Annotated in this window: 18 protein-coding genes; 10 read left to right on the top strand and 8 right to left on the bottom strand. The window is 31.2% G+C overall.

Going from position 1 to position 13,632, the window contains the following annotated elements:
- Positions 1-83 precede the first annotated feature (83 nt).
- Positions 84-533 (bottom strand): ferritin-like domain-containing protein, encoded by a 450-nt coding sequence (locus ABD077_RS04860; RefSeq protein ID WP_299604584.1) that lies wholly within the window; start codon positions 531-533, stop codon positions 84-86.
- Between the two features lie 380 nt (positions 534-913).
- On the opposite strand from ABD077_RS04860, the gene ABD077_RS04865 reads away from it, so the two are divergent.
- The 3 genes from ABD077_RS04865 to ABD077_RS04875 are packed head-to-tail and all read left to right on the top strand — an operon-like array spanning position 914 to position 1,864.
- Positions 914-1,126, top strand: coding sequence for a hypervirulence associated TUDOR domain-containing protein (locus ABD077_RS04865; RefSeq protein WP_343911029.1), 213 nt, complete (start codon positions 914-916; stop codon positions 1,124-1,126).
- A 24-nt stretch (positions 1,127-1,150) separates the two neighbouring features.
- Positions 1,151-1,363 (top strand): hypothetical protein, encoded by a 213-nt coding sequence (locus tag ABD077_RS04870; RefSeq protein ID WP_343911031.1) that lies wholly within the window; start codon positions 1,151-1,153, stop codon positions 1,361-1,363.
- Between the two features lie 6 nt (positions 1,364-1,369).
- Entirely contained in the window at positions 1,370-1,864 is a 495-nt protein-coding gene (locus ABD077_RS04875; protein WP_343911032.1) for a hypothetical protein, read from the top strand.
- Positions 1,865-1,891: 27 nt separating this feature from the next.
- Here ABD077_RS04875 and ABD077_RS04880 read toward each other — a convergent pair whose 3' ends face one another.
- The 4 genes from ABD077_RS04880 to ABD077_RS04895 all read right to left on the bottom strand — a co-directional run bounded on the left by ABD077_RS04880 (position 1,892) and on the right by ABD077_RS04895 (position 5,660).
- Positions 1,892-2,923, bottom strand: coding sequence for an AI-2E family transporter (locus ABD077_RS04880; RefSeq protein ID WP_343911034.1), 1,032 nt, complete (start codon positions 2,921-2,923; stop codon positions 1,892-1,894).
- 24 nt (positions 2,924-2,947) lie between these two features.
- Positions 2,948-3,844 (bottom strand): mechanosensitive ion channel family protein, encoded by an 897-nt coding sequence (locus ABD077_RS04885; protein WP_299604570.1) that lies wholly within the window; start codon positions 3,842-3,844, stop codon positions 2,948-2,950.
- Between the two features lie 5 nt (positions 3,845-3,849).
- Positions 3,850-4,959 carry a DNA topoisomerase IB gene (locus ABD077_RS04890; protein WP_343911037.1) on the bottom strand — a complete coding sequence of 370 codons (1,110 nt, stop codon included), beginning with the start codon at positions 4,957-4,959 and terminating at the stop codon, positions 3,850-3,852.
- Positions 4,960-5,084: 125 nt separating this feature from the next.
- Positions 5,085-5,660, bottom strand: a complete 576-nt coding sequence (locus ABD077_RS04895; RefSeq protein WP_299604565.1) for a hypothetical protein — start codon at positions 5,658-5,660, stop codon at positions 5,085-5,087.
- Positions 5,661-5,959: 299 nt separating this feature from the next.
- Between ABD077_RS04895 and ABD077_RS04900 the strand changes: the two genes are divergently transcribed.
- The 6 genes from ABD077_RS04900 to ABD077_RS04925 all read left to right on the top strand — a co-directional run bounded on the left by ABD077_RS04900 (position 5,960) and on the right by ABD077_RS04925 (position 11,097).
- The gene (locus ABD077_RS04900) at positions 5,960-6,679 is read left to right on the top strand and encodes a flavodoxin family protein (protein WP_343911040.1); all 720 of its coding nucleotides are present in this window, start codon (positions 5,960-5,962) and stop codon (positions 6,677-6,679) included.
- 19 nt (positions 6,680-6,698) lie between these two features.
- Positions 6,699-7,976 carry a DUF2254 domain-containing protein gene (locus tag ABD077_RS04905; RefSeq protein WP_343911042.1) on the top strand — a complete coding sequence of 426 codons (1,278 nt, stop codon included), beginning with the start codon at positions 6,699-6,701 and terminating at the stop codon, positions 7,974-7,976.
- Positions 7,977-7,990: 14 nt separating this feature from the next.
- Positions 7,991-8,587, top strand: a complete 597-nt coding sequence (locus ABD077_RS04910; protein ID WP_343911044.1) for a DUF2652 domain-containing protein — start codon at positions 7,991-7,993, stop codon at positions 8,585-8,587.
- Positions 8,588-8,827: 240 nt separating this feature from the next.
- A complete protein-coding gene (locus tag ABD077_RS04915) occupies positions 8,828-9,331 on the top strand; it encodes a Dps family protein (protein WP_299604554.1) in 504 nt (167 codons plus the stop codon).
- A gap of 47 nt (positions 9,332-9,378) precedes the next feature.
- Positions 9,379-9,846, top strand: coding sequence for a hypothetical protein (locus tag ABD077_RS04920; RefSeq protein WP_343911047.1), 468 nt, complete (start codon positions 9,379-9,381; stop codon positions 9,844-9,846).
- A 189-nt stretch (positions 9,847-10,035) separates the two neighbouring features.
- A complete protein-coding gene (locus ABD077_RS04925) occupies positions 10,036-11,097 on the top strand; it encodes a helix-turn-helix domain-containing protein (protein ID WP_343911049.1) in 1,062 nt (353 codons plus the stop codon).
- A gap of 6 nt (positions 11,098-11,103) precedes the next feature.
- On the opposite strand, the gene ABD077_RS04930 is transcribed toward ABD077_RS04925, so the two are convergent.
- Genes ABD077_RS04930 through ABD077_RS04940 form a run of 3 tightly spaced genes read right to left on the bottom strand, consistent with a single transcriptional unit; the run spans position 11,104 to position 11,992 of the window.
- Complete coding sequence (locus tag ABD077_RS04930; protein WP_299604549.1) at positions 11,104-11,307, bottom strand: DUF6327 family protein; 204 nt, start codon at positions 11,305-11,307, stop codon at positions 11,104-11,106.
- A 5-nt stretch (positions 11,308-11,312) separates the two neighbouring features.
- On the bottom strand, positions 11,313-11,660 hold the full coding sequence (locus tag ABD077_RS04935; protein WP_299604546.1) for a phage holin family protein: 348 nt from the start codon (positions 11,658-11,660) through the stop codon (positions 11,313-11,315).
- A complete protein-coding gene (locus tag ABD077_RS04940) occupies positions 11,660-11,992 on the bottom strand; it encodes a YtxH domain-containing protein (protein WP_299604543.1) in 333 nt (110 codons plus the stop codon). Before ABD077_RS04940 ends, ABD077_RS04935 begins: the two co-directional genes overlap by 1 nt.
- Positions 11,993-12,251: 259 nt before the next feature.
- Here ABD077_RS04940 and ABD077_RS04945 point away from each other — a divergent pair, with 259 nt between their 5' ends.
- Entirely contained in the window at positions 12,252-13,613 is a 1,362-nt protein-coding gene (locus ABD077_RS04945) for an NAD-dependent succinate-semialdehyde dehydrogenase (protein WP_343911054.1), read from the top strand.
- Positions 13,614-13,632 lie beyond the last annotated feature (19 nt).

Genomic DNA, 13,632 nt, shown 5'->3' on the forward strand with positions numbered 1-13,632 from the left:
AATAAAGTCCCCCTTACAAACCTTCATGGGATAAAAGACTTATAAGAGGAACTTTTACAACTAATTAACAGGGAATCGTAGAATTAATTTAGGTCTTCCAATCTCTTTATATTAGATAAGCCGAGTTCTATTTTTTGTTTCTGTTTTGCTAAGATAGTTTGTGTACTTGGCGGTAGTGTAGTTTCTGCAAGAACATCTTCATATTCTTCTACAGAAGCTTTTTCTCCTCTTATGGCTTCTTCTAACATAGATTCTTCATTATTACCAGATACTAAAGATTTAACATCCATCCATGTTCTGTGTAAGTTTCCTGTTATACTTCCTCCTTTATCTACTTCTTGCCCAAAGGATTTGATTTCACTTTTTAGCTCATGACCGAATTCATAACGCTCTTGAGCTTTTTGATTGAAATAGTTCTTAAGAGACGAATGTTTTACGTTTTCTGCGGCCTTCTTAAAGCCTTTTTCTGCATCATACGTCTTCTCTAATAGATCATTTAATTTACTTCCTACCTTTTCAGAATATGTTTCCATATTTATACTAAATTTTAAGTTATACGGTATGTTGTTTTAAGATGATTACCGATAAATCATCTTATATTTCTAATTTTTCTCTTAGAAAAAATATATCTGATATTAATTTTGAGAAATCCTTTGAGGACAACCAAAATTATTCCTGTTGCAAATCCACATACAAAAATTAAAAGCGCTTCTAATATCATATCATCAGGTTCTTGCCACTAAATTATTTCTGATTTAGGAAAAAGAATGGTTCAAATAGAACAAAAGTTAACTCATATGATTTTTAACTTTTTTTTAAAGTGTGAATAGTTTCAAAGAATTGTTTTGGGTTAATAAAAATCCCGTTTGAATCAAATTATAATTTTTTAAAAAAGGAAATTGTCACCAAAAAAATGATACAAAAAGGAACAATAGTTAAATGGAAATGGGGCAATGGAACGGCTGAAGGTAAAGTAGTAGAAACCTATACTGATAAAATTACCAAAACCATCAAAGGAACTGAAGTTTCACGAAACGGTGAACAAGGAAATAAAGCTTTATATATTAAACAGGAAGATGGAGATCATGTACTAAAAAGTGAAGAAGAAGTTGAGAGAGTAGAATAGTAATTCTATATAAAATTTGAAACCATGATAGAAAAAGGAATGACGGTTAAATGGAATCAAGGAAGTAAAATTTTATCTGGTACTGTTGAAGGAATACATATGTATTCCATGGGGCGAGAAGTGAAAAAGAGTATCCTTAATACGTCAAAGAAAGCAAATCTAGCTTTATACATTCGAGTTGCTGATGGCACTCATGTTTTGAAAAATGACACACAAGTTTATCTAATTGAAAAATAAAACATTATGAAGTATAATGAAGAGTTACAAGTGGTTTTGAAATCAATGTTCATTGCGGAGAGAAAATATTTTGAGGCAACCCAAAAAGTACAGGTTTTGGATTTTTTGAGATTTTTAAATCATCAAAATATTATTAGAAATAGTTATATAAACAGACTAGTTGAGGTTTTTGAAAGAAAAAACATAGGGCTAAATATATTTGAAATAGAAAAGCGAAAGTATGCTTTGGATTCTAATGATAGAAATGTTGGATGGGATATAGAAAAATATGATCAAAAAGGCTCAGTAAAAGAATGCCTAGAGCAAGATCAAGAACTTATAAAACAATGCACTAATTGTATTAACAATATAGATATATCATTAGAGATTTTGGAAATATTAACGGAAATGTGCACTGCATTAATCTTTTATAATATAGATGGTCAAAACCTAATCAAAGAACATACTAAAAAATATTATGATCAACAGTCTCTTGTAAAAAGAGCCAAAAGTATGGTGTAAAAAGTTAAGAAACAGTTTAAGTTGTTTTTACAAATGATCTTGACCGGTATGATCTGATTGGCCATATTCGGATTTATAGATTTGAACAACAATTAGAAAAAGACTAATCAATAAAGGTCCGAAAATTAACCCTATAAATCCAAAAAGCGGAACACCTACTATCACTCCTATTAAAGTGATAATTGGGTGTACATTATCCAGTCTTTTTAATACAAATAAACGAACCAAATTATCAGAAGACCCAACTACTACTAATCCGTATACTAGAATTCCCCATGCCTGAAAAGTTTCTCCGTTAGATAGCATTATCATGAAGATCGGAATAATAGCAATTAGCGTTCCTATAAACGGAATCATAGAACCTACCGTTACAATCACAAACCAAAAAAGAGGATCTGGAATTCCAAAAATAAAAAAGCCAATTAGTGCCACCAATCCTTGGATAATGGCAACCAATGGAATCCCTATGGCATTAGATCGTACCATCTTTTGACTTTCGTCTCCTATAATTTTTAGATTTCCGTCATTGATAGGAATGTATTCAAAAAGGGATTCTCTTAATTTCTTGCGGTTTGTAAGCATATAATACAATAAGAAATACATGATTCCGATAGCTATAAACACATTAAAAGTTCCACCTGCCAAGTTTTGAAGATTTTCGGCAATCCATGAAGAAACGTTATCTGGGTCGATTTGAGAACTAATATCGTATCCAATCTGATATTCCCAGGTATCTAATTGCTTTTTAACGGCGCGTATAAACTTTTCTGAGTTTTCGGTTACATTTCCGATTTTATTGCTCAACATTAAAATAAGTCCAATAATCGGAACTAATATTCCAACAAATGATATTACTAATAATACACCAGCTGCAAGATCTGGATGCCATCCTTTTCTAACCAGAAGAACCATCCATTTGCGTAGTATTACGTATATGGTAATTGCTCCAAGTATACCCGATAAATAAGGTAATATTTCTCTAAATATTAGCCCTCCTAATAATAGGATTAGCAAGAGGATAAAAATCTGCCTGATAATATTTGGGCTTATGTTTTTCATATGTTCAATATAGTGATGTTTCTATTATTGGTTTTTAGATACATCCTTTTCGTTACCAATGGTAAACTCTTTCGGGAAATCTAATGTACGGATTGGGAATGGAATATTAATATCATTTTCGTCATAAGCATCTTTTAATAACATCATAGTTTCGCTTTTTGCTTTAGCTACTTCTAACGCAGAGGTAGAATTAATCCAAAATCGCAACTCGTAATTAATAGAGCTATCACCAAATTCTCTCCATAAAAACAAAACATCTTCTTTGTTTTCTACAGCGTCAAAATTATTAACAATAGTATCTATAGTAAGTTTTTTAACAAACCTAAGGTCTGATTCATAGCCTACTCCACATTCTAAAATAACTCTGGATTGCGATGTTGTAGAGTAGTTTTTAATCGGATTTTCTACCACTAATTTGTTTGGAATGTAAACCAGGTTGTTATCTACTTGTTTTATCGTTATTGCACGCAAATCAATATCTACAACCTCTCCTTCATAATCATTTGTTTCTATCCAATCACCAAACTTTAAATTCTTTATGTAAGAGAGTACAATCCCAGAATATGTATTTGCGAGTGCTCCTTGCAATGCTAAACCTACTGCCAAACCAGCTACTCCAGCACCAGCTAAAATAGTGTTAAGTGCTTTGCTAAGATTAAGTATCCCTAAAATTAAAAAAAGACCAATTGCGATTACCAAAATAGAAATGATTTTGGATATCAAATTCTTCATAGAAGGTCTTAAGTTACTTTTATTAAGAACTCGTAATATTAATTTACTTATATACTTAGAGGCGATCAATGATAATATGAAGACGAATATAGCTATTAAGACATTAGGAAGATTAACTACAATTGTATCCATCCAAGATCCTAATTTTTCAATCATTTTATCCCAGGCGTCTATGAATTTTTTTTCCATTATTGTTATTTTTTTTGTTTTGAAATCGTTTTTATGAAGTTGGGGGTATAATTCCTAATTAAGGAGAGCATATAGTATTCAGAGGTAGAGAAATGGTCTCTAGCAATAGTACATTCATGAATCTTATCGAAATATTGATGGATAGATCCATTTTCATAAGCTGATACTAAAATTGGATGTACATAGTGTTTTTTGCATACATTCCTGGAGTTGCCCAAACCCGTTGCAGCCGCATCATAAGCTTTCAGAATATTTTTTTTGACTTGTTTTTCTTTATTAGCAATACCTAAATCTAGGAGCTCTCCAAAAAACAATTTGTTGGCAGACCAAGTCCTAAAATCCTTTGCTGTAAACATGCTTCCAGAAATATCGTGCAAGTAATTATTCACCATGCTGCTGTCTACTGTATGTTTTATTCCTTTTTGGTCATAGAATTTGAATAATTCCCATCCAGGAATTTCTTCACATCGATTTACCAATCGGATTAATTTTTTGTTTCGCAAGGTGATAGAGTGTTTTTTGCCTTTTTTACCTGTAAATTCAAATTTTAACTTATCCTTTTCTATCTGTAGGTGGCGAGATCTCATAGTAGATAATCCATATGTTTTGTTACGTTTAGCATATTGAGTATTACCTATACGGATATGAGTCTCCTCCATGAGTCTTATAATGAGTGCTAAAACCTTTTGTCGAGGCCATTCTTTTAGTTCCAGATCTTTATCTACTTGTTTACGAATTTTAGGAAGTTGTTCTCCAAAATCCGACATTTTGTAGAACTTTGTTTGACTTCGGATTTCTTTCCAAAGTGGATGATAACGGTACTGTTTTCTGTGCTTTTGATCTCTACCAGTAGCTTGTAAATGACCATTTTTTATAGAAGTTATTCGTACATTCTTCCAATTAGGCGGGATTTTAAGGTTTTCAATTCTAAGGAGTTCATTTTTTTCAGATATAAGCTCGCCAGATCTTTTGTATAGAAACCTATTCCCGTCCTTATGACGGAAAATATCTAAATCACGGTCGTTTACATACAAGAGATTAAATTTATCAATCACTTGTTCCGGATGCTTTATTAGCTGTTGTATAGAAGAGGTATTTGTAATTACTTCCTGCATAAATGAATACTATAAATCTTGGAACTATGGGTAAAAAGGGTAGGAGCATATTTTTTAAACAAAAAATGACCTCTAATTATTTATTTAATAAAAGAGATCATTTTTTGATTAACCCTAATTATAATCTATCTCGTGTAAATCACTTTTGTATTGTCTAAAGTAGATTTAAATTCAGCGATATCTTTTACATATTTATATTGATCATTAAACACTTCATCAGGCTTTTCTCCAGCAATAATATGTTTTACATTTAGATCAGGAGCGTTTAAAATTACTCTATCAGAAACGCGCATTGTTTTGTCTCCTATTTTTTGATCAGTTTCATTTAGCTCAGAAATAACATATAAATTATTATTTGTAGCTACGATTTCCTGAATTTCGATAGTATGTTCTTTATCACTTACTTCAGCTTCAACAGTTAATGTTAGTTCTTCTTTTTCTCCAGAGTTTGGCATGTCTACATCTACATAAGGTACTTCTACCTCTACTTCTTCCATCGCAATAACTACCTTAGGAACTTTTACTGTTTTGGTTTTGGTACCTACGTTTACGTCAGCCCAATCCACATCAAAAGTTGGTAATTGTCCTGATTCGGTTTCCACATCTACATCCACTTCAGGCAACTTGGCCTCTTTTTTTTGTTGTACATCACAACTACTCATTAAAAGGATAATCATAAATATCCCTATAAAATTTTTCATAATAAAAATGTTTAAAGATTAGAAATTTAAAAAAGCTATCTAGTAAGTTACATATCACATTTGCTCTAAAAATGTTTTTTTGAATTTTATATTATGGATAGCTCAATTTTATAGTTACAAAATTATAATGTGTATACGCTAAAGGTGTGCGCATTTACGATTATGATTAACTGTTTTGAAAAAGTGCACTTTTAAAATTTTTCAGAATATGTTTTGGGTTAAAAATTGTGGCGATCGCATCTAAATGGGTGAAAATGATTAGAGAAATTATGAGGCTATAATTTAAAAAAGAATATATAATGAGCGAAAAGAAAACGATGGACTATTCATCGCTAAAAGCAATCTATATCAATTGCACCTTAAAAGATTCTTCGAAGCAAAGCCATACCGAAGGTCTTATGAAAGTATCTATGGATATTATGAAATCAGAAAATGTATCGGTAGAGTATTTGCGATTGGTGGATTATGAAATAGCTTATGGATTGATGCCAGATATGAAGGAAGAAGGAAAAGAAAAGGACGATTGGCCAGAAATTTATCAAAAAATAATGGAAGCAGATATCGTCGTTATAGGAACCCCCATCTGGTTAGGAGAAAAATCATCTGTTGCAACTAAATTAATTGAAAGATTATATGGAATGAGTGGAGAAATGAATGATAAAGGGCAATATATATATTATGGTAAAGTAGGAGGATGTGTTATCACTGGAAACGAAGATGGAATTAAGCATTGTGCAATGGGAATTTTATATGCTCTGCAACATTTAGGGTTTTCAATTCCACCACAGGCGGATTGTGGATGGATAGGAGAAGCAGGCCCTGGACCAAGTTATCTAGATGAGGAGTCGAATGCAAAGAATAATGAATTTACAAATAGGAATACCACATTTATGACCTATAATCTATTAAATCTAGCCTATATTTTGAACAAAGAAAATGGATTTCCGGCTTATGGCAATTCTAGAAAAGACTGGGATAATGGTAATAGATGGAGTTTTGATAATCCCGAATACCGTTAAGAACAATTGAGATGGTATTATGAAATCTACATTAAAGTTTTTTAAAAGAATAAAGAGTACTATATTTCATAGTATTGCATTTTATCCTGTGTTGATTAGTACTGGGTTTTTGTTTCTTGCAATTGCGCTATTATTTGCAGAAAATTTAGAAGTCATCAATTCTTTTAAAAAAAAAGTTCCCTATCTTTTAGTGCAAGATAATGAGACGGCTAGAACAATTCTTTCTACCTTATTTGGTGGCATATTGTCACTAACAGTATTTAGTTTTACCATGGTAATGGTAGTTCTTAACCAAGCTTCTTCTAATTTTTCACCAAGACTGCTGCCTGGATTAATCTCCAACAAAAAACATCAAATTATTTTAGGTTTCTATATTGGAACAATTTTGTATACAATAATTGTGTTAATGTCCATGGGAGCATATGGCTCATCATCAAACTTGGTTGGTTTTTCGGTGATGGTTGCAGCGGTATTGGGAACATTTTGTATCGGGTTGTTTGTATATTTTATTCATAGCATATCACAAGCTATACAAATACATAACATTATTGATAAAATTTATATATCTAGTTCCAAATTACTAAGAAAAGAAAAAACAGAACAAGAGGATAACCTTGTTAAAAGCCACAATATATCAGATAAATATTGGAAAGTTGTATACAGTAATAAAACTGGTTATTACCGATCTTTCGATATTGAACTACTAAAAGATTCCCTAAAAAGTAAAGAAAATATAATTGAAATTATTCCATATCCAGATCAACATATCTGGAAAGGAGATCCAGTGCTTATTATCAAAGAACCTATTTCTAAAGAAGAATTAGAATCTTTACACATTTGTTTATATATTCTATCTAATCGTCACGAAGATGATAGTGGTGTGGGTGGGATGATAAAATTAACAGAAGTAGCGGTAAAAGCCTTGTCTCCAGGAATTAATGACCCTGGAACTGCTATTAATGCTATTTCTAAGTTAGGACAATTGGTAGAAAAAGCATTAAAAATTAAACCAAAAACCTTTTTTTGTGTACCTAACTGTGACATTACTGTTGTACATAATAAAATAAGCGCTTCAGAATTAATGCGTGTGGTGATCCAACCGATTCGTATGTATGCAAAAGCAGATAGTTCAGTTTCTTATGAGCTTTTAAATGCTTTGGTTTTTATAAGAGATAGTAAAGAGATTTATACAGGCTATGTAGCAGCCATACAAAATGAAATTATCTCATTAGTTAACGATTTAAACAATAATATCAGCAATGATAAGGATCTAAAACGTATCTTAGAGTTGTTATAAAATAGAACAATTCCATGCAGGCAGAACCAACATTAATTTGTATTCCGGATATCAGCGGATTTACACAATTTATGAGTACAACTGATATAGAATTAGGTTCAAAAGTAATACCTGCGCTACTAAATAGAGTGATTTATGCTAATAAATTAGATCTTAGAGTTTCAGAAATTGAAGGAGATGCAATTTTGTTTTATAAAACAGGACCATTGCCTACATTTACTGAGCTTGTCTATCAATGTCGATTGTTTTACACAGAATTCTACGAACAACTAAAAATACTTCACAAAAAGTACAAAAATGATAAGCAAGGTAAAAGCATTCCTGATATGCTTGGTCTTAAAATTGTTTTACATTATGGCCGTGAGGTAAGTTCGGTTCCTATAGGTAAAAATATAAAACTAATGGGGGAAGATGTGATTATTGCACATAGATTATTAAAAAATAAAGTGCCAATAGATGAATATATATTACTTTCAGAAAACTTACGCTCTCAATACAAAGAGAGCACCATCGAACGTAATTTTGGTTGGGGAGAACTTCACGATCGCGAAACTGAATATAAACATATAGGTGAAATTAATTATAGTTATATCGATCTGCGACCTTTATAATTAAAATACTAAGATTTTAAGATGGTCTATCTATTTTATAATTGAATTGGTATTATTTACATTTTTAAATTAAATCTTCTCAACTACTACATCACGATAATATTTCTTGTCTTACAATAGAGTTAAGATAAATGGTATATGAGCAAAAGAACCGTGCTTATACCCAATATCTTTGTACTGAGAGTAATAAGAAAGACTTATACTCACTTAAATATTACTAATTAATAATAAAATAAGACTATGAATTATTTGAATATAGAAGAAAAAAAATTGTTGCCAGTAGTACTAGAATTAAATGTTCTATTAGCAGACTATAATTTATATTATCAAAAATTAAGAGGGTTTCATTGGAATATCCTAGGAAAAAACTTTTTTGATTTGCACGTAAAATTCGAAGAGTTGTATAATGACGCGAAAACGAAAATCGACGAAATAGCAGAACGTATCTTAACATTACAACACCATCCTGCGAGTAGATTACAAGAATATTTGAAATTATCAGATATCGAAGAAGTATCCTCTTCCTCAATGAAGGATACAGAAATGATAGAAGAACTTCTAAAAGATCATGTGAAGATTCTTACACAAATGAAAGTAATATTGAAACATTCAGAAGAAGCTGGTGATGAGGGAACGATTGATATGATTGGAGCTTATATAAGAGAACTGGAGAAATTTAGTTGGATGTTAAATGCTTGGTCAAAAAGTACTTCAGATAATTTAGATACTAGTCTTATTAAGTAAGAACTAACACAACAAAATAGAATAATAATAACTAAAAATCTCAAAACATGAATATTTTAAAAACATTGATGATAGTTGTCATAAGTTTTTCTATGACAAATATGATCGCACAGAGTAACTCACAAACTGTAGAAACAAAAACAACCAAAACGTTTGAGTTTAAAAAAGACGGAAAAACGATTCCATACAGAGTAACAGTGTATAGAACAAGTAATACGCCTCTTAAACTAAAGAAGACAGATAAGAGTAAGTTGAATCAGGAAAGAAAGAGCATGAATGAGCAAGTAACTAAGCTAATTTATGTTGATAATGATCAATGGGATGATTATGACAAGTATATTGTTTTACGTTACGAAAAAGATCCTAATGATAGCTTCGAATTAAAGCCAACTGATAAAGGTTTTAAAGTGGTAGTGGATCAAAAAAATGTGGAGTACATTTTTGGAGAAGGTCTATATTTTGTAAACAATGAAGACAAAGACTTCTTTTTTGTAGACGAATTTGATACCATCTAGGAGATCATGACATATAAAAACTAATTTAAAGACTCTCGTCAATCGAGAGTCTTTAGTCGTTTTGCTAAAAAAAAGATTTTTTTATTTAACAAATATTTACAACCTTACTCTAAAATGTAAGTAAGATCGTTTGTTATTTTTGTTAAAAATGTAAACAAACCATAAAGTTCTTTCTAAATAACCCCTATTATGTATAGTTATTCTAACCAGGCATTAGAAATTAATGTCACAGCTAAAGATACTGCAGGTACTGTTAAACAAATTCAAGAAGTTATTGGAGGTACCATCGAAGAGCGATGGGGAGAGTTTACACTTACCGTAAATAACCTTAATGCCCACGGTTCTATACGATTCATTACATTTGATTGGGGAGTTAGTTTGTTAGAATATGATATTATCTTCCATAAAGAGGTTGTTCTTATTATGGATGCCTCTGAATATAATCCAATTCATTTTGCATATTGCCTCACTGGATTTTGTGGTCATCGTTTTGGTTATCAGAAGGAGATACATACGCTCGAGAAATTTCAGTCAGTTATCATAACCAGTAGAGATGGTGGTTACAACTATGGATACTTTCCTAAAGAAGAAAAGCTGGAAATTAATGTCATACAAATAGCTAGAAAAAAATACCTGAAGAAGAAGCTTAATAATGTTTCTCAATTAAACGAGAAACTATATCAGGTTTTTATGGATGAGGATCATGAAAAAGCTTTTGCCTATTTCGGCACCTATAATCTTAGATTAGCAGATAAAATATCAGCTTTGAGAAAGATAAAGCAAAAAGGGATGATTCGAATTTTGCAAATCGAAGGAATGGTATATCAAATTCTTTCAATGCATATACAGCAGCATGATAGAGCTATGAAAAAAGAGGTGTTACCTACTACCTTATTAAGAAGAGAGTTGACTATTATTCGCAGGCTCGCTAAGAAAATTATTAATAATGTATCGAAGGATTATTCTTTAGAACAATTATCCGAAGAAAGTGGATTGTCCCAGGCAAAATTACAAGAAGGTTTTAAAGTGTTATATACGAGAACAGTGACAGAATATATTCGTCACGTTCGGTTAGAAGTAGCTAGAGATCTTATTAGATCTACGGATATGAATATCTCGGAAGTTGTGTATTCTATTGGTTTTAGTAGTAGAAGTTATTTCTCTAAAATTTTTAAAGAGAAGTATAATATCAGTCCTAATGATTTTAAAAATAGTGTAGAAAGGCCAGTTGAACAAATTATGGCAAGCTAAACGCTGTTATTTAAAAATCTTACGGATTAAATATAATATTCCGTACTTTTTAACAGCACTAAGTATTGTAGAAACCCATTGATTTGGCAGTAAATCTTGTTTTAATTGATCTTTTGTTACTTTCATTTCCTCAATACAAATTTGTCGTTGTAGATTGAGAACTTTCAAGTCTTTTTGGATTTCGCTAAATGAAGTATATTCTTTTCTCATAATTTTTAGTCAAAAAATTCTTTACCTATTTTCTTGATTACTTTTTTATCGATTGATTTTCGTAGTAAGTAGCTTATTCCAGTCATGATAAAAAGGAATGTTGCTACAAGAAGACATGAAAGACTATAGCTTTCTAAAATTTCTCCTAACCATAGTACAGAAGCAACCAGTAAAAAAATAAATCCTAGAAATAGCAAGCTGCCTATGATGGCAAGCTTGCTTAAATAGGAAAATGTTCGTGTTAGTTGCTGAAATATCTTCAGTTTGAAGTATTTTTCAGAAACTTCTACATACGTTTTACTAGTATCTAAAACAGTGCTGGCACTGTTATTAATGGAATCAAAAACGCTCATTATGATGTTTTTTGTAATTTTTGAGTTTTTGATTTCAATCTTTCTAATTTCTTTTCTAAAGAGGTAATTAAATCTTCGGCCTTATGACTTGCATCAGAAACAATTAATTCTAATTGATCATCTAATGTTTCTTTCTTTGAGGATAAGGTCGTATTTATTTTATCTTGGAGCGAAATAGCCTCATTTGCGATTCTATCTTTAGCAGCGGTTGTTTCTTTTGCAATTTTTTGTCTTGTATTTGATCCTTTATCAGGAGCAAATAAAATTCCTAAGGTAGTTCCTATTACTGTACCAGCTAGAACGCCTAATATGGTATTACTTGAATTACTCATTTTAATCTTTTTTAAAGGTTAATATTTCTTTATTACAAAGATCTTCAATCAAATAAGATTGTATTAACTCAAATCATGGAGATGTTAACGGATATCAACTTTAGTAAAAGGATCAAGATTTGATGTAAATGCGTTCATACTTTACATCTTCTCCATTTAATTTTGATTCGATCTTAGAAAGTAATAGCTCATTATACCAAGAAGTAAATGAGTTTAGATTTCATTTTCACGATGTAATGAACTCTTAAAAGAATATAAAATGAAAAACAAAATTCAAACAAATTTCCCTTTTACAGGAGAAGTTTTAAATACATATGATCTTTTTACAGATGATCAAATAGAAAATGCCTTAGAAAAGTCAGCTGAGACTTTTACCTCTTGGAGAAAAGTTACTCTAAAAGAAAAAGTAGAGATGCTTGCGCGATTATCTGATATTTTAGAAGAGAATAAAAAGGTATGTGCCAATCTAATTACTTTAGAAATGGGAAAACCTTTTAAGCAAAGCATTGCAGAAATAGATAAGTGTATTTGGCTGATTGATTTTTATGCAAAAAATGCAGAACAATTTTTATCAGATGAACTTATCGAAACTGATGCAGAAGAAAGTTTTATCAGCAAGGATCCTTTGGGAATCATATTTGGAATCATGCCTTGGAATTATCCTTTTTGGCAAGCTTTACGATTTGCTATACCTACGATAACAGCAGGAAATACCATTGTACTAAAACATGCTAATAATGTTTTAGGATCTGCTTTGATGATTGAAGATATTTTTAGAAAAGCAGGATATCCTGAATATTGTTTTCAAACCATAATTGCCACTCACGACCAAGTTGAAGATATCATAGCTGATGATCGTATAAAAGGAGTAAGCTTTACTGGTAGCGAAAAGGCAGGGAAGAAAATTGCGGAGCTTGCAGGAAAATATCTTAAAAAAATAGTTCTTGAACTTGGAGGAAGTAATGCCTGTATCATATCAGAAGATGCGGATTTAGATAAGTATATAGATACCATTGTTAAAGCTAGACTTCAGAATACCGGACAAAGTTGTATCGCAGCTAAACGATATATCGTAGAAGAAAAAATTTATGATAAGTTTTTAGAATATTACAATAATGGAATTCAAAAATTAAAGTTTGGAGACCCACTACATCATGAAACAGATATTGCTACTATGGCAAGAGAAGATCTTGCAGAAGAAGTGGAACAACAGATTACTGAATCCGTAAATAAAGGAGCAAAAATTTTGATTGGTGGTAAACGAGATAAAGCTTACATAGAACCTACTATTCTAACAGATGTTACTCCTGATATGCCAGTTTTTAATGAAGAGGTATTTGGTCCGGTAGCATCGATAATCAAAGCAGAAAACCTAAAGCATGCGATACAATTAGCATCGAATTCTAAATACGGCTTAGGTACAATGGTTTTTACCGAAGACCAGCAAAAAGTAAGAGAATTAATTAGTGAGATTCCCGATGGAGCGCTATTCGTTAATGAAATGGTTAAATCGGACCCTCGATTACCTTTTGGTGGTACTAAAGCCTCTGGTTATGGTAGAGAACTTTCCAAAGAAGGAATATTAGAGTTTGTAAATAAAAAGACAGTTTATATAAAATAATTTAAAAAAGAAAAATACC

Origin of the sequence: Aquimarina litoralis (assembly GCF_039523995.1) — a bacterium.
Taxonomy (GTDB): Bacteria; Bacteroidota; Bacteroidia; order Flavobacteriales; family Flavobacteriaceae; genus Aquimarina; species Aquimarina litoralis.

Bases quoted from the DNA above. Each gene is read 5' to 3' on its own strand.
- ABD077_RS04925 (WP_343911049.1), top strand. From the start codon at position 10,036: ATGTATAGTTATTCTAACCAGGCATTAGAAATTAATGTCACAGCTAAA.
- ABD077_RS04945 (WP_343911054.1), top strand. From the start codon at position 12,252: ATGAAAAACAAAATTCAAACAAATTTCCCTTTTACAGGAGAAGTTTTA.
- ABD077_RS04865 (WP_343911029.1), top strand. From the start codon at position 914: ATGATACAAAAAGGAACAATAGTTAAATGGAAATGGGGCAATGGAACG.
- ABD077_RS04885 (WP_299604570.1), bottom strand. From the start codon at position 3,844: ATGGAAAAAAAATTCATAGACGCCTGGGATAAAATGATTGAAAAATTA.
- ABD077_RS04860 (WP_299604584.1), bottom strand. From the start codon at position 533: ATGGAAACATATTCTGAAAAGGTAGGAAGTAAATTAAATGATCTATTA.
- ABD077_RS04940 (WP_299604543.1), bottom strand. From the start codon at position 11,992: ATGAGTAATTCAAGTAATACCATATTAGGCGTTCTAGCTGGTACAGTA.
- ABD077_RS04890 (WP_343911037.1), bottom strand. From the start codon at position 4,959: ATGCAGGAAGTAATTACAAATACCTCTTCTATACAACAGCTAATAAAG.
- ABD077_RS04870 (WP_343911031.1), top strand. From the start codon at position 1,151: ATGATAGAAAAAGGAATGACGGTTAAATGGAATCAAGGAAGTAAAATT.
- ABD077_RS04895 (WP_299604565.1), bottom strand. From the start codon at position 5,660: ATGAAAAATTTTATAGGGATATTTATGATTATCCTTTTAATGAGTAGT.
- ABD077_RS04875 (WP_343911032.1), top strand. From the start codon at position 1,370: ATGAAGTATAATGAAGAGTTACAAGTGGTTTTGAAATCAATGTTCATT.
- ABD077_RS04880 (WP_343911034.1), bottom strand. From the start codon at position 2,923: ATGAAAAACATAAGCCCAAATATTATCAGGCAGATTTTTATCCTCTTG.
- ABD077_RS04900 (WP_343911040.1), top strand. From the start codon at position 5,960: ATGAGCGAAAAGAAAACGATGGACTATTCATCGCTAAAAGCAATCTAT.
- ABD077_RS04915 (WP_299604554.1), top strand. From the start codon at position 8,828: ATGAATTATTTGAATATAGAAGAAAAAAAATTGTTGCCAGTAGTACTA.
- ABD077_RS04910 (WP_343911044.1), top strand. From the start codon at position 7,991: ATGCAGGCAGAACCAACATTAATTTGTATTCCGGATATCAGCGGATTT.
- ABD077_RS04920 (WP_343911047.1), top strand. From the start codon at position 9,379: ATGAATATTTTAAAAACATTGATGATAGTTGTCATAAGTTTTTCTATG.
- ABD077_RS04935 (WP_299604546.1), bottom strand. From the start codon at position 11,660: ATGAGCGTTTTTGATTCCATTAATAACAGTGCCAGCACTGTTTTAGAT.
- ABD077_RS04930 (WP_299604549.1), bottom strand. From the start codon at position 11,307: ATGAGAAAAGAATATACTTCATTTAGCGAAATCCAAAAAGACTTGAAA.
- ABD077_RS04905 (WP_343911042.1), top strand. From the start codon at position 6,699: ATGAAATCTACATTAAAGTTTTTTAAAAGAATAAAGAGTACTATATTT.